This is a genomic window from uncultured Allobosea sp., assembly GCF_945956895.1.
Classification (GTDB): Bacteria; Pseudomonadota; Alphaproteobacteria; order Rhizobiales; family Beijerinckiaceae; genus Allobosea.
In genome coordinates, this window is sequence record NZ_CAMFJF010000019.1 from 22,108 (window position 1) to 47,075 (window position 24,968).

General features: G+C 66.9%; 19 protein-coding genes. 10 read left to right on the forward strand and 9 right to left on the reverse strand.

What is annotated here, in order from left to right; all coding sequences use genetic code 11:
- Nucleotides 1-4: 4 nt before the first annotated feature.
- Genes Q0Q02_RS12875 through pcaG form a run of 5 tightly spaced genes read left to right on the forward strand, consistent with a single transcriptional unit; the run spans nucleotide 5 to nucleotide 5,273 of the window.
- Entirely contained in the window at nucleotides 5-1,069 is a 1,065-nt protein-coding gene (locus Q0Q02_RS12875; RefSeq protein WP_293809976.1) for a Gfo/Idh/MocA family oxidoreductase, read from the forward strand.
- Nucleotides 1,066-1,896, forward strand: a complete 831-nt coding sequence (locus Q0Q02_RS12880) for a shikimate dehydrogenase (RefSeq protein WP_293809978.1) — start codon at nucleotides 1,066-1,068, stop codon at nucleotides 1,894-1,896. Before Q0Q02_RS12875 ends, Q0Q02_RS12880 begins: the two co-directional genes overlap by 4 nt.
- Before the next feature lie 13 nt (nucleotides 1,897-1,909).
- On the forward strand, nucleotides 1,910-3,817 hold the full coding sequence (locus tag Q0Q02_RS12885) for a sugar phosphate isomerase/epimerase and 4-hydroxyphenylpyruvate domain-containing protein (RefSeq protein ID WP_293809980.1): 1,908 nt from the start codon (nucleotides 1,910-1,912) through the stop codon (nucleotides 3,815-3,817).
- A 36-nt stretch (nucleotides 3,818-3,853) separates the two neighbouring features.
- Nucleotides 3,854-4,573, forward strand: coding sequence for a protocatechuate 3,4-dioxygenase subunit beta (gene pcaH, locus Q0Q02_RS12890; RefSeq protein ID WP_293809982.1), 720 nt, complete (start codon nucleotides 3,854-3,856; stop codon nucleotides 4,571-4,573).
- The gene (gene pcaG / locus Q0Q02_RS12895; protein ID WP_367275032.1) at nucleotides 4,557-5,273 is read left to right on the forward strand and encodes a protocatechuate 3,4-dioxygenase subunit alpha; all 717 of its coding nucleotides are present in this window, start codon (nucleotides 4,557-4,559) and stop codon (nucleotides 5,271-5,273) included. Before pcaH ends, pcaG begins: the two co-directional genes overlap by 17 nt.
- Before the next feature lie 255 nt (nucleotides 5,274-5,528).
- Here pcaG and mfd read toward each other — a convergent pair whose 3' ends face one another.
- Both mfd and Q0Q02_RS12905 read right to left on the reverse strand, forming a co-directional pair.
- Complete coding sequence (gene mfd / locus Q0Q02_RS12900) at nucleotides 5,529-9,077, reverse strand: transcription-repair coupling factor (RefSeq protein WP_293809984.1); 3,549 nt, start codon at nucleotides 9,075-9,077, stop codon at nucleotides 5,529-5,531.
- Nucleotides 9,078-9,238: 161 nt separating this feature from the next.
- Nucleotides 9,239-9,535 (reverse strand): succinate dehydrogenase assembly factor 2, encoded by a 297-nt coding sequence (locus Q0Q02_RS12905; protein ID WP_293809985.1) that lies wholly within the window; start codon nucleotides 9,533-9,535, stop codon nucleotides 9,239-9,241.
- A gap of 171 nt (nucleotides 9,536-9,706) precedes the next feature.
- Between Q0Q02_RS12905 and recG the strand changes: the two genes are divergently transcribed.
- Nucleotides 9,707-11,806, forward strand: coding sequence for an ATP-dependent DNA helicase RecG (gene recG / locus Q0Q02_RS12910; protein WP_293809987.1), 2,100 nt, complete (start codon nucleotides 9,707-9,709; stop codon nucleotides 11,804-11,806).
- A 186-nt stretch (nucleotides 11,807-11,992) separates the two neighbouring features.
- The gene (locus tag Q0Q02_RS12915) at nucleotides 11,993-12,826 is read left to right on the forward strand and encodes an AraC family transcriptional regulator (protein WP_293809989.1); all 834 of its coding nucleotides are present in this window, start codon (nucleotides 11,993-11,995) and stop codon (nucleotides 12,824-12,826) included.
- Here Q0Q02_RS12915 and Q0Q02_RS12920 read toward each other — a convergent pair.
- Entirely contained in the window at nucleotides 12,816-13,544 is a 729-nt protein-coding gene (locus tag Q0Q02_RS12920; protein WP_293809990.1) for a DUF502 domain-containing protein, read from the reverse strand. The genes Q0Q02_RS12915 and Q0Q02_RS12920 overlap by 11 nt on opposite strands.
- A 129-nt stretch (nucleotides 13,545-13,673) precedes the next feature.
- Here Q0Q02_RS12920 and Q0Q02_RS12925 point away from each other — a divergent pair, with 129 nt between their 5' ends.
- On the forward strand, nucleotides 13,674-14,060 hold the full coding sequence (locus Q0Q02_RS12925; protein ID WP_293809992.1) for a YbaN family protein: 387 nt from the start codon (nucleotides 13,674-13,676) through the stop codon (nucleotides 14,058-14,060).
- Between the two features lie 116 nt (nucleotides 14,061-14,176).
- Here the strand turns inward: Q0Q02_RS12925 and glmS are convergent, their stop codons facing one another.
- Together glmS and glmU are read right to left on the reverse strand one after the other, a co-directional pair.
- On the reverse strand, nucleotides 14,177-16,003 hold the full coding sequence (gene glmS / locus Q0Q02_RS12930) for a glutamine--fructose-6-phosphate transaminase (isomerizing) (RefSeq protein ID WP_293809994.1): 1,827 nt from the start codon (nucleotides 16,001-16,003) through the stop codon (nucleotides 14,177-14,179).
- A gap of 120 nt (nucleotides 16,004-16,123) precedes the next feature.
- Entirely contained in the window at nucleotides 16,124-17,491 is a 1,368-nt protein-coding gene (gene glmU, locus Q0Q02_RS12935) for a bifunctional UDP-N-acetylglucosamine diphosphorylase/glucosamine-1-phosphate N-acetyltransferase GlmU (RefSeq protein WP_293810035.1), read from the reverse strand.
- A 308-nt stretch (nucleotides 17,492-17,799) separates the two neighbouring features.
- Between glmU and Q0Q02_RS12940 the strand changes: the two genes are divergently transcribed.
- Both Q0Q02_RS12940 and mdoH read left to right on the forward strand, forming a co-directional pair.
- A complete protein-coding gene (locus Q0Q02_RS12940; RefSeq protein ID WP_293809996.1) occupies nucleotides 17,800-19,359 on the forward strand; it encodes a glucan biosynthesis protein in 1,560 nt (519 codons plus the stop codon).
- A gap of 20 nt (nucleotides 19,360-19,379) precedes the next feature.
- Nucleotides 19,380-21,530 (forward strand): glucans biosynthesis glucosyltransferase MdoH, encoded by a 2,151-nt coding sequence (mdoH, locus tag Q0Q02_RS12945; protein ID WP_293810037.1) that lies wholly within the window; start codon nucleotides 19,380-19,382, stop codon nucleotides 21,528-21,530.
- A 152-nt stretch (nucleotides 21,531-21,682) separates the two neighbouring features.
- Here the strand turns inward: mdoH and Q0Q02_RS12950 are convergent, their stop codons facing one another.
- The 4 genes from Q0Q02_RS12950 to Q0Q02_RS12965 all read right to left on the reverse strand — a co-directional run bounded on the left by Q0Q02_RS12950 (nucleotide 21,683) and on the right by Q0Q02_RS12965 (nucleotide 24,838).
- Nucleotides 21,683-22,564: a VOC family protein gene (locus Q0Q02_RS12950; protein WP_293809998.1), complete on the reverse strand. Its 882-nt coding sequence runs from the start codon at nucleotides 22,562-22,564 to the stop codon at nucleotides 21,683-21,685.
- Nucleotides 22,565-22,634: 70 nt separating this feature from the next.
- Nucleotides 22,635-23,804 carry a glutathionylspermidine synthase family protein gene (locus Q0Q02_RS12955; protein WP_293810000.1) on the reverse strand — a complete coding sequence of 390 codons (1,170 nt, stop codon included), beginning with the start codon at nucleotides 23,802-23,804 and terminating at the stop codon, nucleotides 22,635-22,637.
- 1 nt (nucleotide 23,805) lies between these two features.
- On the reverse strand, nucleotides 23,806-24,429 hold the full coding sequence (locus tag Q0Q02_RS12960; protein WP_293810002.1) for a DUF1190 domain-containing protein: 624 nt from the start codon (nucleotides 24,427-24,429) through the stop codon (nucleotides 23,806-23,808).
- Between the two features lie 7 nt (nucleotides 24,430-24,436).
- Nucleotides 24,437-24,838: a DUF350 domain-containing protein gene (locus tag Q0Q02_RS12965; RefSeq protein ID WP_293810003.1), complete on the reverse strand. Its 402-nt coding sequence runs from the start codon at nucleotides 24,836-24,838 to the stop codon at nucleotides 24,437-24,439.
- Nucleotides 24,839-24,968 lie beyond the last annotated feature (130 nt).

Genomic DNA, 24,968 nt, shown 5'->3' on the forward strand with positions numbered 1-24,968 from the left:
CCCGATGGCTCCGGTGAAGATCGCGGTGATGGGGGCGGGCCTGATCGGCAAGCGTCATGCCGCCCATGTCAGGGCGGAGCCCGGCGCCGTCCTGTCCGCGATCATCGATCCGGCGCCGACAGGCAAGGCCTTCGCCGAGGAGATCGGCGTCGCCTGGTATCCGGGTTTCGACGCCCTCCCCGCTTCAGATAAGCCGGATGGCGTCATCGTCGCGACCCCGAACCAGCTCCATGTCGCCAACGGGCTGGAGTTGGTCGCAGCCGGCGTGCCGATGCTGGTCGAGAAGCCGCTGGCCGACAGCGTCGATAGCGCCCGCAAGCTCGTCCAGGCCGCCGAGACTGCCGGCGTGCCGCTGCTCGTCGGCCATCACCGGCGCCACAATCCGATGATCCGCAAGGCGCGCGAGGCGATCGATGCCGGCAGGCTCGGCCGCGTCCTGACGCTGAACGGCCAGTTCTGGCTGGTGAAGCCGGACGATTATTTCGACGTCGACTGGCGCCGTCAGGAGGGCGCCGGGCCTGTCCTCATCAACCTGATCCACGATATCGACCTGTTCCGCTATCTCTGCGGCGAGATCACCGGCGTGCAGGCGCTGAGCTCCAACGCCGTGCGCGGCAATCCGGCCGAGGAGACCGCCGTCGCCATCCTGCGCTTCGCCAATGGCGCGCTTGGTACGGTCAGTGCCTCCGATACGGTGGTCTCGCCCTGGAGCTGGGAGCTGACGACCGGAGAGAACCCCGCCTATCCGCGCCAGGACCAGTCCTGCTACCAGATCGGTGGCACGCATGGATCGCTGACGATCCCGGCGCTCGAACTCTGGAGCCACACCGACAAGCGCGGCTGGTGGGAGCCATTGCGGCGCGAGCGCATTCCTTTCGTCCCCGAGGACCCGTTGCAGGCGCAGGTCCGGCATTTCTGCGCGGTGATCCGCGGTGAGGAGGCTCCGCTCGTCTCCGGCCGCGAGGGGCTGGCGACGCTTGCCGTCATCGAGGCGGTGAAGCGGGCTGCGCGCACCGGCGCTCCGGTCGAGATCGCCGCGGAACCCGCCCCGGCGAGGGCCAGCGCATGATCAAGGGCACGACGCGATTGATCGGCCATCTCGGCTACCCGACCGAGAGCTTCAAGGCGCCGATGATCTACAACCCCTATTTCCAGCGCGAGGGGATCGATGCCGTCGTCGTGCCGATGGGCTGCCGCAGTGAGGATTACCCCGATTTCCTGAGGTTGTTCTTCCGGTTGTCCAATGCCCATGGCGCGCTGGTGACGATGCCGCACAAGGTCACGACGACCGGGCTCGTCGACGTGCTCTCGCCGACCGCCGCCATCGCCGGCGCCTGTAACGCCGTGCGGCTCGAAGCGGATGGCCGGCTCAGCGGCGACATGTTCGACGGCGAAGGCTTCGTGCGCGGCGTCCTGCGCAAGGGGCACAAGCTCGGTGGTGCCCGCGCGCTGGTCGTCGGTGCCGGCGGCGTCGGCTCGGCGATCGCCGCCTCGCTGGCAAAGGCCGGCGTCGCAGAGCTCGGTCTCTTCGACATGCAAGCAACGAACGCCGAGGAACTCGGGCAGCGCTTGATCGCGCATTACCCTGCCCTTCGTGTCACCACTGGCTCGAACGACCCAGACGGATTCGACATCGTCGTCAACGCGACGCCGCTCGGAATGAAGCCGAGCGATCCGCTGCCGGTCGACATCTCGCGCCTGCCCGCCTCCGCCTTCGTCGGCGAGGTCGTGATGGCGCAGGAGATTACGCCGTTCCTCGCCGCGGCCCGCGCGCGCGGCTGCGCCGTGCAGGTCGGCACCGACATGCTGTTCGAGCAGATCCCCGCCTACCTGGAATTCTTCGGCCTGCCGTCGACCACGGCCGAGGATTTGCGCGCCGTGGCGCGACTGGCCTGAGAGGAGGCATGCCGTGATTCCATCGATCGCCACCGTCTGCGTCTCTGGCTCGCTTCAGGAGAAGCTGGAAGCCATCGCGGCCGCCGGATTCAAGGCCGTCGAGATCTTCGAGAACGACCTGATCGCCTTTCCCGGCTCGCCAACGGAAGTCCGGCGTATCTGCGCCGATCACGGGCTGGACATCGTGACCTGCCAGCCCTTCCGCGATTTCGAGGGCATGCCCGAGGGCCGCCGCCAGCGCGTCTTCGACCGGGCCGAACGCAAGTTCGATCTCTTGCAGGAATTGGGCACCGACCTGCTCTTCGTCTGCTCCAGCGTCTCGCCGGAAGCCCTGCCCGGCATCGACAGGCTCGCCGCCGATTTCGCCGAGCTTGGCGAGCGTGCGGGACGGCGGGGCTTGCGCGTCGGCTACGAGGCGCTGGCCTGGGGGCGGCATGTCTTCGACTATCGCGACGCCTGGGAGATCGTGCGCCGCGCCAACCGGCCGGAAGTCGGGATCATCCTCGATTCCTTCCACATCCTGGCGCGTGGCCTCGATCTTGCGGCGATCGGCACGATCCCACGCGACAAGATCGCGATGGTGCAGATGGCCGATGCGCCGCTGCTGCAGATGGATCCGCTTTCCTGGAGCCGGCACTGGCGCTGCCTGCCGGGCCAGGGCGATCTCAATCTATCCGGCTTCATGCGCGCGCTGGTCTCAACCGGCTATGACGGCGTGCTCTCGCTTGAAATCTTCAACGACCGCTTCCGGGCCGGCTCGGCACGCTCCGTCGCGCTCGATGGTCATCGCTCGCTGATCTGGCTGCTCGACGAGACCGCAAGGCAAGTCGGCAAGCCGGTGCCTGGCGCCGTACCGATGCCGCCACCCGCCCCGGTCGAAGCGGTCGAGTTCATCGAGTTCTCGGTGTCGGAGGCCGAGCGACCCGGTTTCGAGCGGCTGCTGCGGGCGCTCGGCTTCGCGCGCTCCGGCGCGCATCGTTCCAAGGATGTCGATCTCTGGCGCCAGGGTGATATCCGCATCGTCCTGAACAGCGAGGCCGACGGCTTCGCCCATAGCTATCAGATCACCCATGGCACCTCGGTCTGCGCGCTCGCCCTGCGCGTGCCCGATGCACAGGCCGCGATCGCCCGCGCCACCGCCCTGCTCGACGTGCCTCATGCCGGCGCGATCGGGCCGGATGAGCTCGACATCCCCGCCGTGCGCGGGCTCGGCGGCAGCCTGCTCTATTTCCTCGACAAGGCCTCGGCGCTGGGCCGCTGGGCCGAGGTCGATTTCGAGGCGACGGGCGAGGTCTCGGACGATGCCGGGCTCACCGGTGTCGACCATGTCTCGCAGAGCATGCAGTACGAGGAGATGCTGACCTGGCTGCTGTTCTATTCCTCGCTGTTCGAGACGCGGAAGACACCGAGCCAGGCCGTGCTCGATCCGGGCGGCGTGGTCCAGAGCCAGGTGATCGAAAGCGGCCTCGATGGCCGCAACGGCCACGGCCTGCGCCTGATTCTCAACGGCTCGCAGAGCCATCGCACGCTCTCGGCTCGGTTCATCACCGATTTCTTCGGCTCCGGCGTGCAACATATCGCCTTCGCGACCGACGACATCGCTGCGACCGTGAAGCGGCTGGTTGCGAACGGCGTCGCCATGCTACCCATTCCCGAGAACTACTATGACGACCTCGAAGCCCGCTCGGACCTGACGGGCGAGGAGATCGACGCGATGAAGGCGCTGAACATCCTTTATGACAGCGATGCCGGCGGCGCGTTCCGTCAGGCCTATACCCAGACGCTGGATGGCGGCCTGTTCTTCGAGATCGTCCAGCGCGATGGCTATACCGGCTATGGCGCCGCCAATGCCGGCATCCGCCTCACCGCGCAATCGAGGCTGGCACGCCCGATCAGCGTTCCCGCGCCGAGCCATGGCTGAGGAGCGACGCGCCATGTCCGTGAAAGGACCTTCACGATGAGCAGCCTGATCCTTCCCTATGCGGGGCTCGATGCCGGGCAGCCGGCCGCGCTCTCCCCGGATTACCGCTCGACCGTCGCGCGCAGCCCGCGCCTGGCCCCGATCGCGATCCCGCAGACGCTGACCGAGGTCACTGGGCCGACCGACTGGTCGCGCCTGATGGGCCCGGCGATGGCCGATCTCACCACCCAGCACAAGGCCGAGCCGCAGGGCCAGCGCATCGTCGTCACCGGCCGCGTGCTCGACGAGGACGGAAGGCCCGTGCCCAACACCGTCGTCGAGATCTGGCAGGCCAATGCCGCCGGCCGCTATATCCACGCCAAGGACGACTGGCCGGCGCCGCTCGACCCGAATTTCACCGGCGTCGGCCGCGTCATCACCGACGAGCAAGGCCGCTACCGCTATGTCACGATCCGGCCCGGCGCCTATCCCTGGGGCAACCACAAGAACGCCTGGCGCCCGGCCCATATCCATCTCTCGCTGCTCGGCCCGGCCTTCGCGACGCGGCTGGTCACGCAGATGTATTTCCCCGACGACCCGCTGATCGAGATCGACCCGATCGCGAATGCTGTGCCGATGCCCTATCGCCAGCGCATGGTCTCGCGCTTCGATATCGGCACCACCGAGCCGAACTGGGCGCTGGGCTATGTCTTCGACATCGTGCTCAAGGGCCGCGACCAGACGCCGTTCGAGGACGACCATGACGACGACCACTGATCTGGCAATCACTGATCTGGAGAGCCGCAACGCCGCGCCGCGGCAGGACAGCCAGGACCCGTCGATCTTCGGCCAGACGCCATGGCAGACGGTCGGCCCCTATTTCCATTACGGCCTGCCCTGGAAGGGCGGCGCCGATCTGGTCGGCCGTTCCGATATGGGCGCCCGCCCCGACCTGATGCCGCCGGAGCATTTCCTGCTCTCGGCCTCGAATGTCTCGGGCACGCCAGAGGGCGAGGTCATCGCGCTCGCCGGCTGCGTCTACGACGCCGACGGCAAGCCGATCGAGGACGCGATGATCGAGATCTGGCAGGCCAACGCCAAAGGCCGTTATGCCAGCCCTGACGACGATCGCGCCGATGTGGCGCTCGACCAGCATTTCGTCGGCTTCGGCCGTGCCTCGACCGACAAGGACGGCGTCTTCCGCTTCCGCACGATCCGCCCCGGCCGCGTGCCCGGCCCCGGCAACAGCCTGCAGGCGCCGCATATCGCGCTCTCGGTCTTCGGCCGCGGCCTGCTGAAGCGATTGCCGACCCGGCTCTATTTCGCCGATGGCGAGGGCAACGAGACCGATCCGATCCTCAATCTGGTGCCCGAGGCGCGCCGCCACACCCTGGTCGCCCAGCGCAAGCCGGACGGGACATGGTGGCTCGACATCAACCTCGCCGGCGAGAACGAGACGGTGTTCTTCGATCTGTAAAGGGCCGCGGGAACCAAGCCGTCATTGCGAGCGAAGCGAAGCAATCCAGAGGACTGGGTGAAAGGCTTCGACCCAAGCCCCCTGGATTGCTTCGTCGCTCCGCTCCTCGCAATGACGATGGAACGCTATCCCACAGGCCGTCATGCTCGGGCTTGACCCGAGCATCTCAGGACGAAAACGCGCCCATTCCTGCAAGAGATTCTCGGGTCTGCGCTTCGCTCCGCCCGAGAATGACGTACTGCGTGAGGCCCCCGCTCAGGCCGCCTTCTTCCTTTCGGCGATCCGTGCGAGGTCGGTCAGCAGCCGGCGCGTCGCCTTGAGCCGCTGCTCGACCGTCTCGAAATCGTCGATGAAGACGACGCGCATGTCGGGACGCACCTTCGCCAGCGAGCCCTGCTTGGCGACGAAGCCCACCAGCCCTTCCGGATTGGCGAACTCGTTGTTGCGGAAGGCGACGATGATGCCCTTCGGCCCGGCCTCGACCTTCTCGACATTGGCGCGCTTGCAGAGCGCCTTGATCGCGACGATCTCCAGCAGCTGGTTGACCTCCTCCGGCAGCGGGCCGAAGCGGTCGACCAGCTCGGCGCCGAAGGACTGCAATTCGGCATCGTCGTCCATGGTCGAGAGGCGCTTGTAGAGCGTCAGCCTCAGCGTCAGATCGGCGACGTAGTGCTCGGGGATCATGACGGGCGCGCCGACCTGGATCGCCGGCGACCATTGTGTTTCGGTCTCGAACTCGATGCCGGCCTTGAGCGCCGCCACAGCCTCCTCCAGCATCTGCTGGTAGAGCTCGTAGCCGACCTCCTTGATATGGCCGGACTGCTCGTCGCCGAGCAGGTTGCCTGCGCCGCGGATGTCGAGATCGTGGCTGGCGAGCTGGAAGCCGGCGCCGAGCGTATCGAGCGATTGCAGGACCTTGAGGCGCTTGTCGGCCTGCTCGGTCAGCTTGCGGTTGGCCGGCACGGTGAAGAGCGCATAGGCGCGCGTCTTCGAGCGGCCGACGCGGCCCCGGAGCTGGTAGAGCTGGGCGAGGCCGAACATGTCGGCGCGGTGGACGATCAGCGTGTTAGCGGTCGGGATATCGAGGCCCGACTCGACGATCGTGGTCGAGAGCAGGATGTCGTACTGGCCCTCGTAGAAGGCCGTCATCACGTCTTCCAGCGTGCCGGCCGCCATCTGGCCATGGGCGATGCCGACCTTGCACTCGGGCACCTGCTTGTCGAGGAAGTCCTTGACCTCGGCGATGTCCTCGATGCGCGGCACGACATAGAAGCTGCGGCCACCCCGGTAGCGCTCGCGCAGCAGCGCCTCGCGCACGATCAGCGGGTCGAAGGGCGTGACGAAGGTACGGACAGCCAGGCGGTCGACCGGCGGCGTCGCGATGATCGAGAGCTCGCGAACCCCGGTCATGGCGAGTTGGAGCGTGCGCGGGATCGGAGTCGCCGAGAGCGTCAGCATATGCACCTCGGCGCGCAATTCCTTCAGCTTCTCCTTATGGGCGACGCCGAAATGCTGCTCCTCGTCGACGATGACGAGGCCGAGATCCTTGAAGTCGACGCCCTTGCCGAGCAGCGCATGCGTACCGACGACGATGTCCATCGTGCCGTCCTTGGCGCCCTGCTTCACCGCCTTGAGATCGGCGCTGCCGACGAAGCGCGAGGCCTGCCCGACATTGACCGGCAAGCCGGCAAAGCGATCGGCGAAGTTGCGATAGTGCTGGCGCGCGAGCAGCGTCGTCGGCACGACAACCGCGACCTGCTTGCCGTTGAGCGCGGTGGCGAAGGCGGCGCGCAATGCGACCTCGGTCTTGCCGAAGCCGACATCGCCGCAGACGAGCCGGTCCATCGGCCGGCCGGCGGCGAGATCGTCGAGCACGGCATCGATGGTGTTCTGCTGATCCTCCGTCTCCTCATAGGGGAAGCGGGCGATGAACTCATCGTAGACGCCGGCCGGCGGGACGAGGCGCGGCGCATCCTTGAGCGCGCGGGCCGCCGCGATCTGGATGAGCTTGCCCGCCATCTCGCGGATGCGCTGCTTGAGCTTGGCTTTTCGCGCCTGCCAGCCGCCGCCACCGAGCCGGTCGATCTGAACCTCGGTGTCCTCCGAGCCGTAGCGGGACAGAAGCTCGATGTTTTCTACCGGCAGGAAGAGCTTGGAATCGCCGGCATAATGGATTTCGAGGCAGTCATGCGGCGCGCCGGCGGCCGTGATCGTCTGCAGGCCGATGAAGCGGCCGATGCCGTGGTCGACATGAACGACGAGATCGCCCGGTGCGAGCGAGGACAGCTCCGCGATGAAATCCTGCGGGCGCCTGGTCTTGCGGCGGGGACGCACGAGCCGGTCGCCCAGAATGTCCTGCTCGCCGATGACGGCGAGGCGCCCGGCCTCGAACCCGGTCTCGAAACCCCAGACTGCGAGCGCGACCGTGCCGGGCTTGAGATCGAAGGCGGCGCGCAGCGAGCCGGTCATCTGGACGCTCTTCAGCCCGTGATCTTCAAGCACATGCGCAAGGCGCTCGCGCGAGCCTTCCGACCAGGCGGCGAGGATCACACGCTTGCCGTCGGCCTCCAACGCGCGGACATGGGCGACGGCCGCCTCGAAGACGCTGCCGGAATCGCCCGCACGCTCGGCCGCGAAGCTGCGGCCATGCTTGCCGCCGAGATCGAGGATGAGCTTGCCCTCGCTCTCGGGGAGCTGGAACGGCGTGAGCGTCGCGACGCCCGAGATGTCGATCACCGCGCGCCAGTCGGCCGGCGAGAGATAGAGCGCGTCGGGCGGCAGCGGCTTATAGGGAATGCCGCCGCCCCCGCCCTGCTCCAGCGCGGCCTTGCGGGCGTCGTAATAGTCCTTGATCAGGCTGATGCGTTCGCCGACGGCATCCTCGGCCTGATGGTCGAGCACCAGCGGCACGTCGGGTAGATAGGTGAAGAGCGTGTCGAGCTTTTCGGCAAGCAGCGGCAGCCAGTGCTCCAGGCCGGCCGGGCGTCGGCCTTCGCTCACCGCTTCATAGAGCGTGTCGTCGCGTCCGGGCGTGCCGAAGGTCGAGATATAGGACTGGCGGAAGCGGCGGATGCTCTCGCTCGTCATCTGCGCTTCGGACATCGGCACGAGATCGAGCCCGCGCAACTGCCCGGTGGTGCGTTGCGTCTCCGGATCGAAGGTGCGGATCGATTCCAGCGTGTCGCCGAAGAAGTCGAGCCGGATCGGCGCCGGCATGCCCGGCGGGAAGAGGTCGACGATGCCGCCGCGCACGGCGAATTCGCCGGTCTCGCGCACGGTCGAGGTGCGTAAGTAACCGTTGATGTCGAGCCAGCGCGCCAGCTCCTCGATATCGACCATGTTGCCCGGCGCTGCCGAGAAGCTCTCCGACGCCACTTTCCCGAAAGCCGGGACGCGCTGGAGCGCGGCATTGACGGTGGTCAAGAGCAGGCGCGGCCGGTCGCCCGACTTGGTCTTGGCGAGCCGCGATAGCGTCGTCATCCGGTGCGCGACGATGGCCGGTGCCGGGGAGACGCGGTCATAAGGCTGGCAGTCCCAGGCCGGGAAGCTCATCACCTCGAGGTCGGGTGCGACGAATTGCAGGGCGTTCTCAAGCACCTGCAGGCGCTGGCCGTCACGCGCGATGAAGACGAGCAGCGCCGGCCCCTCGGCTTTCTTGGCACGGGCGCGGGTCAGGTCGGCGAGGACGACGGCGTCGAACCCATCCGGCACGCCGGCAAGCGTCGGCTTGTCGCCGCGCTTCAGCGCGTCGAGCAGGCGGTCAAGTTGGGGCTTCGCGATCTGGCTGGGAGGAGGAATGCTCATCGAAGTCGTCGTTTTCTCAATTATCTGAGGTCATCCCGGACAAGCCGCGAAGCGGCGCCGATCCGGGATCCATGCCTGAACCTCTATCGGCGGCGTTCCGGAATGGATCCCGGGTCTACGCTTCGCTACGCCCGGGATGACAGCGCGCACTTGACCAGTGTTCACACATGAATCGGCTTGTCGTGATGGTGGAATGCCCGAAGCTTGCGGAACAGGTCCGTGTCGTAGTTCGCCGGAACGGGAGCCTCTCCGGTTACCCAGCTCAGCAGGTCGCGGTCCAGCACCTCGATCAGGCGCTCGAACTCGTCGAGCTCGGAACCGCTGAAGCCGGCAATGGCATCGTCGGCGAAGCGGCCCATGATCAGGTCCATCTCGCGCATGCCGCGATGCCAGGCACGGAACAGAATCTTGCGGCGGCGCGGGTCGAGATCGGCGCTGGAGCGGGTCGAACCGGACATGGGAACCTCGGCAAGAAAACACCAGGTCCTAAAACCTGGGGGATGGCGCAATGACGAACGGGCCGGCCCCGTCGCGGAGCCTGCCTGAGCAGGCTATATAGCGATGCAACCCGGCGAAGTCAGCGGTGCAGCCGCTGTGATCTTCGCGCTCCTGACAATTGCCGAGACGTCTTGCGCCCCTCGATCCTCGATCCGCTCTTCGCCCCCGTCACGACGCTTGCCGGCGTCGGGCCCAAGCTCGGCAAGGTGCTGGACCGCTTTCTTGGCGACGAGACGAGGCCGGCGCGCGTCGTCGACCTGATGTTCCAGCTCCCGACCGGCGCGGTCGACCGGCGGCCGAGCCCCTCGATCGCCGATACGCCGATCGGCGATGTCGCGACCTTCACTGCCCGCGTCAGCGAGCATCGTCCGGCGCCCGCCGGCAAGAAGGCGCCCTATCGCATCATCGTCGAGGACGAGACCGGCGACGTCACGCTCGTCTTCTTCCATGCCGATTCCCGGCATCTGGTGCAGACCCTGCCGATCGGCGCCTATCGCCTGATCTCCGGCAAGCTCGAACTCTGGGAAGGCATGCGCCAGATGGTGCATCCCGAGCGCATCCTCGATCCCAAGCTCGCGGCGACATTGCCGGCCTTCGAGCCGGTCTATCCGCTGACCGAGGGTATCGGCCAGCGCATGATGATGCGGACCGTGCAGGCGGCGGCCGAGCGCTGCCCGGAGATGCCGGAATGGCAGGACCCGGCCTTCCTCGCCAAGAGCGATTTCCCCTCGTTCCATCAAGCCGTCGAAGCGCTGCATCACCCGGTCGATCGGAAGGCCGCCGAGGGCGACACGGTCGCGCGGCGACGTATCGGCTATGACGAATTGCTGGCGAGCCAGATCGCCCTCGCCCTCGTGCGCCGCCAGCAGAAGAAGATCGCGGGGCGTGCCACCACCGGCGACGGGGGGGTGCGCTTCCGTATCCAGTCCGCCCTGCCCTTCGAATTGACCGAGGGCCAGCGCAAGGCCATCGCTGATATTCACGCCGATATGGCCAGGCCGGAGAAGATGCTGCGGCTGCTTCAGGGTGATGTCGGTTCCGGCAAGACAGTGGTCGCGCTGATGGCGATGGCCGCCGCCGCCGAGGCCGGACGGCAATCGGTGCTGATGGCGCCGACCGAAATCCTCGCCCGCCAGCACGCCGAGCGCTTGGCGCCGCTGGCCGAGAAGGCCGGGCTGAAGCTTGCTTTGCTGACCGGGCGCGAGAAAGGCGCCGGCCGTAAGCAGGTACTCGCCGGTTTGGCCGATGGCTCGATCGACATCGCAGTCGGTACCCATGCGCTCTTTCAGGAAGGCGTCGCCTTCTATGATCTCGCGCTCGCCGTGGTCGACGAGCAGCACCGTTTCGGCGTGCATCAGCGCCTGTTGCTGGGATCGAAGGGCGAGGCCGTCGACGTGCTGGTGATGACCGCGACGCCGATCCCGCGGACGCTCTCGCTGACCTGGTTCGGCGACATGGATATCTCGATCCTCTCCGAGAAGCCGGCGGGCCGGAAGCCGATCGTCACCCGCGCGATCTCGTCCGAACGCTATGACGAGGTCGTCGGCGCCATCGGCCGGGCCGTCGAGAGCGGCGCGCAGGCCTATTGGGTCTGCCCGCTCGTGCAGGAATCCGACACGCTCGACGTCGCCGCCGCGCAAGAGCGCTATGACGCCCTGCGCGACATCTTCGGCGACAAGGTCGGCCTGCTGCACGGCCAGATGCCGGGCCGGGAAAAGGACGCCGCCATGGCCGCCTTCGTCGCGGGCGAGACGCGCATCCTGGTCTCGACCACGGTGATCGAGGTCGGCGTCGACGTGCCCAATGCCAGCGTCATGGTGATCGAGCATGCCGAGCGCTTCGGTCTCGCCCAGTTGCACCAGTTGCGCGGGCGGATCGGGCGCGGCTCGGCCGCCTCGACCTGCCTGCTGCTCTACAAGGGGCCGCTCGGGCCGATCGCGGAAGCCCGCCTTACAATCATGCGCGAGACCGAGGACGGCTTCCGCATCGCTGAGGAAGACCTGCGCCTGCGCGGTGAAGGCGAGGTGCTCGGCACCAAGCAGTCGGGCTCGCCGGACTGGCGCATCGCCCGGCCGGAGATCGACGGCGACCTGCTGGCTGCCGCCCGCGATGACGCGCGGCTCCTGATCGAGCGCGATCCGCATCTGGAGACACCGCGCGGCCAGGCGATAAGGGTGCTGCTCTACCTGTTCGAGCGCGACGTCGCGATCCGGTTGCTCAGGGCGGGGTAAAGCTCGCCGTCATGCTCGGGCTTGACCCGAGCACCTTGTGACGCGGGGGCTCCAGGCCTCCTTCTGAAAGAGATTCTCGGGTCCGCGCTTCGCTTCGCCCGAGAATGACGGCCAAGACCAAGAGCAATCCTGATCAAGCGCGGCCGTCCCGCATCCGCCATGGTGCCGGCGCTTCGTGGAGAGAACATGGACCCGGTCAAGGCAGCCATCTGGTGCATCGAGAGCCGCTTCACCGCCGAGCTCACGCTCGACGAGATCGCGGAGGTCAGCGGCGTCTCGCGCTTCCATCTCAGTCGCGCCTTCGGCGTGGCGACCGGCCGTTCGGTGATGCGCTATGTGCGCGAGCGCCGACTGTCGGAGGCGGCACGCCAGCTCGCCGATGGCGCGCCCGATATCCTCTCGGTCGCGCTCGACTGGGGCTATGGCTCCCACGAAGCCTTCACCCGCGCCTTTCGCGAGCAGTTCGGCCTCACGCCGGAAGAGCTACGCGCCCGGCGCGACCTCTCTTCGCTCGCTCTCGTGGAGTCGCTGAACATGCATGACATCACCCCTGCTCCCATTGCCGAGCCGCGCATCGTCACCGGCAAGCCGGTGCTGATCGCCGGTTTCAGTGGCCATTTCTCGATGGACAAGACGCAAGGCATCCCGCTGCTCTGGCAGAAGATCGCCCCGCATTTCGGCCATATCCCCGGCCAGCGCGGCTATGTCGCCTATGGCGCGAGCTATAATTGCGACGACAGCGGCGCCTTCGACTATATCGCCGGGGCGGAAGTCTCGTCCTTCGGCGATCTCAGCGACGAGTTCGCACGGCTGAGCGTGCCGGAGCAGCTCTGCGCCGTGTTCGAGCATCGCGGCCATATCACCGGCATCGCCCAGACCTACAAGGCGATCTGGCAGGATTGGCTCCCGAAATCGGGGCGCGAGCCAGCGATGGGTGTCACGCTTGAGCGCATGGACGAGCGCTTCGACGGCGCGACGGGTAACGGCACCGTCGAGATCTGGGTGCCGCTCAAGCGCTGACCGGGGGCTTCACGTCCAGCTTCGGCTTGCCGTTCTGATCGCCGGGCTGGATCAGCCCGGCCGACATGATCAGCTTGGCGCCGTCCTCGACCGAGATCGAGAGTTCGATGACCTCGCGCCGCGGCAGGTAGAAGAAGAAGCCGGTGGTTGGGTTCGGGGTGCAAGGCAGGAAGACACCGATCTGCTCGTCGCCAGGCTCTTGGCCATCCGGCAGGCGCCCGGCGATCTCGGGCGCCGCCTCCTGGGCGATGAAGACGATCGACCACATGCCCGGCTGTGGGAACTGCACCATACCGACCTTCCGGAACGAGGTGCCGGACTGCGAGAAGATCGTCTCGAAGACCTGCTTCACGCCCTTGTAGAGGCTGCGCACCACCGGCATGCGGTCGAGGATCGCCTCGCCGGCATTGATCAGCGAGCGGCCGACGAGATTGGCCGTGAGAAAACCGAGCAGCGTCAGCCCGACCAGCGCGATGATGAGGCCTAATCCGGGAACCGGATAGGACAGATAGGCATCGGGCAGGTAGGAATTCGGGATGAGCGGCTTCACCAGCCCATCGATGAAGTTGATGAACCACCAGGTCACCGAGGCGGTGATGGCGAGCGGCGCAGCGATGACCAGCCCGGTCAGGAAATAGCGGCGCAGGCGCGCGCCCCAGGTCGGGCGCAGGATTTCCGTGGGCAGGATGAGCCGGGGATCGGGTGGGCCGGCTGTCATTCGTTGTCCCACCCCACCGCTGCGATCTCCAATTCCCTTGCGGACGCCGTATCGCGCCGCGATATGACAAAGATAAGCGAGGCGGCGGCATCCGCCATCCCCGCATTTCGGGCAAGCAAGGATAGGGCCGTGAGCGAGAACGATCAGCCGCGACGCCGATGGTCGCGGCCGTTGCTGTTCGCCGCGGGCTGGGTCTTTACCGGGCTCGGCGCGGTCGGACTCATTTTGCCGCTGATGCCCGGCACCGTCTTCCTGATCGCGGCAGCCTGGTGCTTCTCGCAATCCTCGCCGCGATTCGAGGCCTGGCTCGTCGGCCATCCGAGGCTGGGCCCGCATGTCCTGCGCTGGCGCGAGACCGGCGCCATCGCGCGGCAAGCGAAATATCTGGCCTGCGGTTCGATGGCGCTGAGTTTCGCACTGCTGACGCAAACAAGTGCGCCGCCGGTCGCTTTGGCGACGACGGCGCTGTGTCTGGTCGGCGCGGGTCTTTACGTTTCGACCCGGCCGGAGGGCTGACGGAGCGCGTCATGCTCGGGCTTGACCCGAGCATCTCATGATGAGGAGGTTCTAGCGCCTCCGTCGGGCGGAGATTCTCGGGGCAAGCCCGAGAATGACGGCAAACCCGCCCGCCGTCACTCCACCGTGACGGATTTCGCCAGGTTGCGCGGCTGGTCGACGTCCTTGCCCATGAAAACCGCTGTCTGGTAGGCGATCATCTGGATCGGCAGGGCGTAGACGATCGGCGCGAAGGTCGGGTCCATGTCCGGCATGATGATCGTCGCCTCGGGCTCGATGCCGCTTTCGGCGGCGCCCCTGGCATCGGTGATCAGGATGATCCGGCCGCCGCGCGCGGCGACCTCCTGCATATTGGACGCCGTCTTCTCGAACAGCGCGTCATGCGGGGCTACGACGATGACCGGCATGTCCTCGTCGATGAGCGCGATCGGCCCGTGCTTGAGTTCACCCGCCGGATAACCTTCCGCATGGATATAGCTGATTTCCTTGAGCTTCAGTGCGCCTTCGAGCGCCAGCGGGAAGCTGGTGCCGCGGCCGAGATAAAGCACGTCCTTGGCCTTGGAGAGCTCGCGCGCGAGCTTCTCGATCTCGGGCTCCAGTTCCAGCGCCCTGGCGATCAGGCCGGGCAGCGCGATCAGATGCTGCACATGGCCGGCTTCCTCCTCGGCCGAGAGCGTGCCGCGGGCACGCGCCGCAGCAAGCGCGAGCGCGGCGAACACGGCGAGTTGGCAGACGAAGGCTTTGGTCGAGGCGACGCCGATCTCCGGGCCGGCGAGCGTCTGCGCGACGGCGTCGCTCTCGCGCGCGATCGTCGAGGTCGGCACGTTGACGACCGAGAGGATGGCCTGCCCATTCTGGCGGGCGTAGCGCAGCCCAGCCAGCGTGTCGGCGGTTTCACCGGACTGCGAGATGAAGAGCGCCAGGCCCTGCTCCGGCAGCGGCGCCTCGCGATAGCGGAACTCGGAGGCGACATCGATCTCGACCGGCAGGCGCGCCAGCTTCTCGAACCAGTATTTCGCGATGAGGCCGGCATAGTAGGACGTGCCGCAGGCGCTGATCGTCAGGCGCGAGAGGCCCTTCCAGTCGATCTTGTCGCCGAAGGGCAGGCGCACCTTGCCGGCGGCCATGTCGAGATATTGCGTCAGCGTATGGCCGACGACCTCCGGCTGCTCGTAGATCTCCTTGGCCATGAAGTGGCGGTGATTGCCCTTCTCGACCAGGAAAGCACCGGCAGCGACGCGCTGCGCGCGGCGTTCCACCTGTGTGTTGGTCCGGTCGTAGAAGGTCGCGCCACGGCGATGGAGCACGACCCAGTCGCCCTCTTCGAGATAGGCGATGAGATTGGTGAAGGGCGCGAGCGCCAGCGCGTCCGAGCCGAGATACATCTCGCCGTCGCCGATGCCGACCGCCAGCGGCGAGCCTTTGCGGGCGCCGATCAGCAGGTCTTCCTCACCCTGGAACAGGAAGGCGAGCGCGAAAGCGCCGCGCAGAAGCGGCAGGCTGGCCGCGACTGCATCGACGGGGCTCTTGCCACGGTCGAGCTCGCGGGTGACGAGATGGGCGACGATCTCGGTATCGGTCTCCGTCTCGAAGACGTAGCCGTCGGCCTGGAGCCCGGCGCGCAATTCGCGGAAATTCTCGATGATGCCGTTATGGACGACGGCGAGTTTCGCGGTCGCATGCGGATGGGCATTCGTCTCGTTGGGCTTGCCATGCGTGGCCCAGCGGGTGTGGCCGATGCCGATCAGGCCCTCGAGCGGCTCGCTCGACAGGCGGGTTTCGAGATTCTTGAGCTTGCCCTCGGCACGGCGGCGGGTGAGCTGTCCACCTTCCAGCGTCGCGACACCTGCTGAATCGTAGCCGCGATACTCCAGTCGGCGCAGTGCGTCGACGACCTGCGTCGCGACCGCTTCCTTGCCCAGAATCCCGACGATGCCGCACATGGGTCACCCCCTCAAGCCGTTGTTGTCGGCAAAGCGCATAGCCGCGAACGGCGCGCGTGCCCAATCAATCTACATGACGAACTGTGAACGGCGAATGGCCCGAACCGCCACGATTCCGTGCTATTCGGCCGCCTTCTTGGCGGCTTTCCGGGCCGCAGCGGCGGCGCGGAACGACTTCGCCCAGCCTTCTTTCTCGACCTGCTTGCCGCGGCCGATGGCGAGCGCGTCCGGCGCGACATCGTCGGTGATCACCGAGCCGGAGCCGATATAGGCGCCCTCGCCGATCGTCACCGGAGCCACCAGCGACGAATTCGAGCCGATGAAGGCATTCGCGCCGATCGTCGTCTTCGACTTGTTGAAACCGTCGTAGTTGCAGGTGATCGTGCCGGCGCCGATATTCGCCGCCGCGCCCACCGAGGCATCGCCGATATAGGTGAGGTGGTTGACTTTGGCGCCGGGGCCGATATCGGCCGCCTTCACCTCGACGAAATTGCCGACCTTCGCTTTCTCGGCCAGCTTTGTTCCCGGCCGCAGCCGCGCGAACGGGCCGATATTGGCATCGGGACCGATCCGGGCTCCTTCCAGATGCGAGAAGGCGTGGATCACGGCGCCGTCGGCAACCTGCACGCCCGGCCCGAAGACGGCGTTCGGCTCGACCACGACATCGCAACCGATCTCGGTGTCGTAGCTGAAGAAGACGGTTTCGGGTGCGATCAGCGTCGCGCCGCCGAGCATGACGGCGAGGCGCTTGCGGCGCTGGAATTCAGCCTCCGCGGCGGCGAGCTGGGCACGATCGTTGACGCCCTGAACCTCGTTCTCCGGCGCCCGCAGCGCGACCGCGTCGAGCCCGCGTGCGCGGGCGACTTCGACCGCATCGGTCAGGTAGAACTCGCGCTGGGCATTGTCGTCGCCGATCGCCTCCAGGATCGACAGGGCGTGCTCGCCGGAGAGCGCCATCAGGCCTGCGTTGCAGAGCGTGATGCGGCGCTGTTTCGGCGTCGCGTCCTTGTGCTCGACAATGGCCTCGAGATGGCCGTCATTCTCGACGAGCCGGCCATAGCCTGTCGGATCCTTCGCCTCGAAGCCAAGCACGGCGACAGCAACCCCGCCCGACAAGGCCTGACGCAGGGCCGCGAAGGTCTCCGGGCGCACAAGCGGCGTGTCGCCGAAGGCGATGATAACATCGTCATGAGCCTTGGCGAGTGCAGCCTTCGCCGCGAGCGCCGCATGCGCCGTGCCCCGGCGCTCGTGCTGGATCGCGATCTGCGCATGCGGAACAAGCCTGTGCGCCTCCTCGCCTACCTCGGGGCGCTCCGAGGAGATCACGACGGCGACGTCGTCGGCGCCGGCTTCCGAGACCGCCGCGAGCACATGGCCTAGTAGCGACCGTCCAGCGACCGCATGGAGCACTTTGGGGCGCCGCGATTTCATGCGGGTGCCCTCTCCGGCGGCCAGGACGATCGCGAGGCAGGATCGGGCCGGCTGCATTTCGGTCATGTTTCTCGTTTCCCTTGCAGGGCATGGTTGCACCACTGCCCGCGCATCACTGTCGCATTCACGCATGCTGGCGTTGCAGGCGCCGTGGATAGCCGATCCGCTCGCCTTTTGGCAAAGTTCAATCGCAGCGCAAGGTGCTTTCGGGGGCGGCTCTCGCGACAGGTTTGCTCCGGCCTGATTTCGAAAGATCGCACCCTCCAAAAGGCGTGCATCTTCCCGATCGGAAAGGCTTTTCAGGCGAACTGGAAATGCTCTAGAAGCGCGAAGGGCGAGGGCGTCGCCCGCGTAGTATGGATCCCATGTCGAAACCCTTGAATCGTAGGCAGTTTCTGGAAGGCGCCGCTGGCGGCGCAGCGCTGCTCTCGCTGGCCGGGCCTGCCGCGGCACAGGCCCCGACGGGCGCGGCTTCCTTCAATATCCCCACGCTCGTGGACGGACAGCGTTTCGACCCCGCGGCAGTCGTCGATGCCGCCAGGGCCCTGGCCCAGCGCCCGCTGATTCCGCTGGCCACGAACGACCTGCCGGAGGGCTACACCGCCCTGCCCGCGGATCAATATGCCGGGATTCGGATGCAGCCGGGCGCCACGGTCTGGGCCGGCGAGAATCGCGGCTTCACGCTCGAGCCGCTGCATCGCGGCTTCGTCTTCTCGAATCCCGTCAGCCTGTTCACGATCGAGGATGGCACGGTGCGCCGCATCGGCTTCGATCGTAGCAAGTTCGACTATGGGCGTGTCGCACCGCCGACGGGCAATGCCGACCTGCAGTTCTCGGGCATGCGGATCGCGGCCGGGCTGGAACGCCCCTTCGAGGTCGCGGTCTTCCAGGGCGGCACCTTCTTCCGCGCCCTGGCGCGCGGCCAGAATTTCGGCGCGATGGCGCGTGCGCTGATTCTGCGCCCGGGCGAGACGCGCGGCGAGGAACTGCCCTTCTTCCGGGCGTTCTGGATCGAGCGTCCGAGCCCCGCCGTGGGCTCGCTGGTGATTCACGGCCTGCTCGATTCGGAGAGCGTCGCCGGCGCCGTGCGGATGACGCTGCGCCCGGGCGACGTCACCTTCATCGATGTCGAGATGACGCTGTTCGCGCGCCAGGCATTGGACCATGTCGGCTTCGGCTGCACCAGCGCGACCTTCCTCTCCGGTCCGCAGAGCCGGCGCGCCTTCGACGACATCCGCCCCTCGATCGGCGAGGTCTCCGGCGTGCAGATGCAGTCGGGCGGCGGCGAGTGGATCTACCGGCCGGTCAACAATCCCGCGACCCTGCAGGTCTCCTCCTTCGTCGACGAGAACCCCAAGGGCTTCGGCCTGGTCCAGCGCGAGCGCGATCCGGCGGCCTTCCAGGACGACGACCAGCGCTTCGAGCTCAGGCCCAGTGTCTGGAACGAGCCGCTCGGCGATTGGGGCGCGGGCTCGGTCCAGTTGATCGAGATACCCAGCGATTCCGAGGTCAACAAGAACATCATCACCTATTGGCGGCCGAAGCAGCCGCTCGCGGCCGGCAGCGAGACCTCGCTGAGCTATCGCCAGGCCTGGTGCTGGCAGCCGCCGGAGCGTCCGCCATTGGCAATCGCGACGCGCACCCGGCAGGGCAAGGGCTCACAGGGGCGCCGCCGGCGCTTCGTCATCGACTTCACCGGCGACAAGCTCGCGGACGCCGCCCTCGTCGCCTCGACGCGGGCGACGATCACGGCCCAGCCCGGCGCCGTGCATAATGTCAGACTCTGGCCCTATCCCGAGCGCAAGCTGATGCGGGTGGGCTTCGAGGTCGACCCCGGCAACGATAATCTCTCCGAGCTCCGGCTCGTCCTGCAATCGGGCGGTCAGCCCGTCTCTGAGACCTGGTTGAATCGATGGACCTGGTAACGGCAACCCGCCGCGACGCCATGGAAACGGAACAGCGCAGCTACAGCGCGGCCCGCGAGCCGGCTACGCCTCCCGAAGAGCCGCTCGTCATGCCCGTGCAGTCGTTCCGGAGCTGGAAGGCTTCGGATCGCCGCATGCCGGCCGCGCCGGCCAACTGGAAGACGCCCTGGCTGAAGCGCCTCTTCGTCTTCGGCGGCGGGCTCGCGCTGACCGCCTATGGCGCCTGGGAAATGTACAATGTCGTGTCGGTCAGCCGCACGACCTCGTTGCAGTACGCCTTGCTTGTGCTGTTCACGATCAACTTCTCCTGGATCGCGCTCGCCTTCACCAGCGCGCTGCTCGGTTTCTTCGGCGTGCTCTTCGGCGCCGGCCGGGCGGACCGGGCGGAAAGCCTGAAACACCGCACCGTCGTGGTGATGCCGATCTACAACGAGTCGTCGGCGCGCATCTTCGCGGCGGTGGCGGCGATTCGCGAATCAGTCGAGGCGACAGGGCTCGGCGACCATTTCGACTATTTCATCGTCTCCGACACGACCAATCCGGATGTCTGGGTGGCGGAGGAGCGCGCCTTCCTGGCGCTGCGCGAGCGGCTCGGACCGAATAGCCGTGTCTATTACCGACACCGGCCGAAGAACCACCACCGCAAGGCCGGCAACATCGCCGATTTCGTCACACGCTGGGGCGGGCTCTACGAGCACATGGTCGTGCTCGACGCCGACAGCCTGATGACCGGCACCTGCATCGTGCGCCTCGCCGCCGCGATGGAGAACGACCCCGACGCCGGCATCATCCAGTCGCTGCCGCTGATCATCAACCGCAACACCTTCTTCGCGCGGCTCCAACAATTCGCGGCACGGGTCTACGGGCCGGTGATCGCGACGGGCCTTGCCATGTGGTCCGGCCGCGACGGCAACTACTGGGGCCATAACGCGATCATCAGGACGCGGGCCTTCGCCGATCATTGCGGCCTGCCGGACCTGAAGGGCAAGCCACCCTTCGGCGGGCATGTGCTGAGCCACGATTTCGTCGAGGCGGCGCTGATCCGCCGCGCCGGCTGGTCGGTCTACATGCTGCCGGACCTGACGGGCTCCTATGAGGAAAGCCCGCCCTCGCTGATCGACATCTCCGTGCGCGACCGGCGCTGGTGCCAGGGCAATCTCCAGCATTCGCGGATCATGGGCGCCAAGGGTTTCATCCTGCCGACGCGCCAGCATTTCGCCACCGGCATCATGGGCTATCTAGCCTCGCCGCTCTGGTTGATGCAGCTCGTGGTCGGCATCCTGATCGTGCTGCAGGTCAACTACGCGCGGCCCGAGTACTTCACGCAGGAATTCACGCTCTTCCCGGTCTGGCCGCGTTTCGACCCCGAGCGCGCCTTGCGCCTGTTCGCGATCACCATGGCGATCCTGCTGGCGCCGAAGCTGTTCGGCCTCCTGCTGACGCTGTTCAACACCAAGCTCCGACAGGCCGGCGGCGGCGCGATCCGCCTGATCGTCTCGGCGCTGATCGAGGTTTTGTTCTCGGCCTTCTTCGCGCCGATCATGATGCTGATCCAGTCCGGCTCGGTCTTCCAGATCCTGCTCGGCCGCGACACCGGCTGGAACCCGCAGCGGCGAGACGACGGCTCTATCCCGCTCAAGGACATCATCCGCCGTCACCGAACTCACACTGTGCTCGGCGTCGTCACCGGCCTCTCGGCCTTCATGATCGCGACCTCGCTCTTTGCCTGGATGTCGCCGACGATCGTCGGTCTCGTGCTGGCGATCCCGCTCTCCTGGGCCTCGGGTCAGCTCGCCATCGGCCTCTGGCTCAAGCGTCACAAGCTCCTGATGACGCCGGAGGAAGGCGCCCCGCCCGCGATCGCCACCCGCGCCAACGAATTGCAGGCCGAGTTCGAGAAGGCCGGCTATGATGATGCAGACGCGATCAAGGCGCTCCATGGCGATGCCGAATTGCGTCACGCCCATGAGCTGATGCTGCCCTATGGCCAGTCGCGCCGTCGTGGCGAGATCGAGCCCGACCGCGCCGTGGCGCAGGCCAAGCTCGTCGATGCCGAGACGGTCGACGACGCCGCGATCTGGCTGAAGCCGAAGGAGCGCATGGTCGTGCTGCATGACCGTGCCCTGATCGGGCTGCTGGCTTCGCTGCCGCCGGTCGAGGCGAAGGGTTGACGCCGGCAGTTCTCCGCGGAACCACCGCCGTCATCCCGGGCTTGCCCCGGGATCCATCGGAGGGCTCCGGAGCTCTACGATGGATCCCGGATCGGCGCTGCTGCGCAGCTTGTCCGGGATGACGGCGTGGTTCCGTCAGAAATCAGCGCGCCCTACCCCTGCTCGAACGCCACCATGCAGCCGAAAGCCTCTTCGGCTGGCACGAAGAGCCGCTCCTCGCCACGCTGGAATGACACTTCATTCTCGGTGAGGCGCTCTGCCACGGCTTCGAGGTCGGGCACGGAGACGCAGAAGCCGAGGAAGCGGGCCGGCGTCGTATCGGGCTCGACGAGATAGGCGCCCTGCGCCGCCTCGGGATCGAGCACGTCGATGCGCCCGCGCGGCAGGGCGAGGACGTAGTCCTCATTGCCCTCCAGCACCTCGGCACCGCCGCTGAAGGCCGAGAGGAAGCTGCGGTGGAGGGCGGGCTCCTCCGCCAGCATCACCACGGCGGAAAGCGAGGTCGCACCGTTCGGGTGCTGCTGGAACTCGGGGTTCCAGAAATTCTGTGGCTCGAATTGCTGGCAGACGAAGAAGCCACATTCGGGGGCGCGCGAATCGGCGGCGAAGGCCAGCTCGAAGGCGACGCGGACATCGCTGCCGTCCGGGCGCCTCGCCCGGCGCTCGAAGAAGAAGGGCTCGAAATCGCCGATCCCTAGTGCCTTGAAGGCCGCAGAATCGGCCTTGGCGTCCTTGCTCTCCAGCACCAGCATGGAGAGCCCCTCGCCCTGCCCCGCCAGCGCCTCCCGCACGAAGGCGCCGAACGAGAAGCGGCGCTCGCCATGGGGCGGGATGGCGGCATCGTCGGCGATCGTCACCAACTCGAGGAAGGAGCCGGGAAACTGCACGATCCGATTCTCGGTGCCCCAGGGGTGACGGTTGCGGGATCCGACGCGGAAGCCGAGCTTCTCATAGAAGTGCCAGGCGGCATCGAGGTCACGGACGCCGATGACGAGATGGTCGAGACCGCGGGGCGTTGAGGCTGTTGCAGACATGGCAGGCTCCGTCGACAGGCGTATCGGAGCCCAAGGCTAGCACAGATCGGGGCGCGGTCATGTCGCGCGTTCAGGGCTCGATATAGTGCGGCAGGAAGCGCGACGTATTCTTGGTGATCGGCGAGGCATCCTCGCGGACGCAGAGCCCGCAGGCCTGCGAGGCGACGAGCCAGGAGCCGAGCACGGCGTATTTGCCCTCAGCGGAGAACAGATTGGTCGCGGCATCCTGCAGGATGTGGCCCTCGGCGCCATAGGGTCCGTCATCGCTGTCCAGCACGCGGCCGCGCTCCATGAGCGTGACATTGGCGCCCTCGCGCGAATAGAGCGGCTTGCGCACATGCTTGCCTGAGAGCGTCGCGCAGCGCGGATCGCCCTCGAAGAAGGCCGGCAACAGGTTGGGATGGCCGGGCTCCATCTCCCAGAGGCAGGCGAGCAGGCCCTTGTTCGACAGGATCGCCTTCCAGGGCGGTTCGATGAACTGGCAGCCAGAGCCGGCGAGCGCCTTGCCATAGCTCTCGCGGAACATCCATTCCCAGGGATAGAGCTTGAACAAGGTCTCGATCGGCTGGTTGGCGCCGTCGCAGAAACGTCCGTCGCTGAGCAGCCCGAGCTCCTCGATATAGGTGAAGCGCGCGTCGAGCCCGGCCTGCACGGCGCAATCGGTGAGGTAATCGACCGTGCCCTTGTCCTCGGGGCTGCCCTGCACGCAGGTCAGGTGCAGGCGGTAGGGCGACGGCTCTCGCAGGCCCTTGAAGGCCGCGATCAGGCGCTCATGCAACGAATTGAACTGGTCGCTACCCTTCGGGATCGCGCCGCGCGCCATCGCTTGTTCCAGCCAGTCCCACTGCACGACGCTCGATTCGAAGAGCGCGGTCGGCGTATCGGCATTGTATTCGAGGAGCTTGGCCGGCCCCCGCCCGTCATAGGCGAGATCGAGTCGGCCATAGAGATTGCGCTCGCCGCGCTTCCAGCTCTCGCGGATATAGTCCCAGTGCTCGGCGGGAATCGCGAGCTTGGTCAGCGCTTCCTCGTGGTCGAGCGCCGTCTCGATGAAGGCGAAGCAGAGCTGCTCGATCGCATCCGTCGGCCCCTCGATATCGCGCTCGATCTCCTCGAGCGTGAAGGCGAAAGCGGCGCTTTCGTCCCAATAGGTCTCGCCGTCGATCGTATGGAAGGCAAAGCCCAGGCGCTCGACCTGCTCGACCCAGTCGGAGCGTGGAGACAAGGTGACGCGCCGCATGTCAGGACGAGGAATGCGAGGAATAGGAGCGCGCCGTCGAGCCGAAGCCGCCGCGCGAGGAGACACTTGTCGTCGAGACGCTGCCGCCGCGGGCGCCACCGGCGAAGGCGGCTGTGACGTTGCTCCCGGATGTCGTTGAATAGGCACGCGACCGGCTGCTGCGATAGGAGCTGCTGCCGCCTGATGAGCCCGAAGACGAGGACGACGTCGCGGCGCGGGCCTGCTGGCATTCCGGCTGCGCCGAGCCCGGCGGGCAGGCGGCGGCGGTCGGCGGCATCAGAGGCTGCGCCGGGCCGCCGGCAAGGCCGCGCGCCAGCATGAAGCCGGCCAGCGCCGGGATAAAGTATTGCGCGCCGCCGATGGTCGCCGAACCGCAGCCATTGGCGCCATACTGCGCCTCGCATGCGCTCTGGCTCTGGAATTTCGGCGCATCCTTCAGACGCGTGGCGGTCGCCTCCGAAAAGGCGGTCTCGCATTGCTGCGCCGTGAGCTGCCCCGCGGCGCGGCAATCACTCAGGCTGTTGTAGACGAGGTTCTCCTCCTGGCTGTCGCCGGTCATTGACCAGACGGTGGCGACGAGGAGGACGCCGGCAGCCCCGAGTCCGATCTGCGAGGAGCGCTTCATCGCCACCTCATTCCGTCATGCTGGCCGCGGCCAGCGTCCCGGATACGACGGCGATCACGGCGAGCATCACAGCCGAAGGCAAGCGGTCCTCCTCGATCTTCCGAGACAGCTCCGGGATCAGAAGGCGCGCGACACCATAGGCTGCGAACTGGATGATCATCGCGGCAACCGCCCAGAGCACGCAGTCGGGAATGCTGCTGGCCTGCGAGATCGCCTGCTCCAGCGGCAAGGAGAAGCCGACCGTGTTGCCGCCGAGCGCGATAGCCGCCGAGAGATTGCCGCCGCGGATCAGGGCGATCTCGTCATGGGTTGTCATGCGCAGGTAGATCGCGACGAAAGCGGCGATCAGGGCCGCTCCGACGACGAAATAGAGGAGGAATGCGGGCAGGCCCGCCATCGAGATCGTCATGCCGCCCTGCCCCGTGCCGCTGCGAGGACACCAAGTCCACGATGCCGAATAGTCAGGTTAGCAAGAAAACTGCGCAAGCCATCATCTAAAAGGAGGATGCGCCGGGCGCTTGGTCATAGCGGCTTCGCGC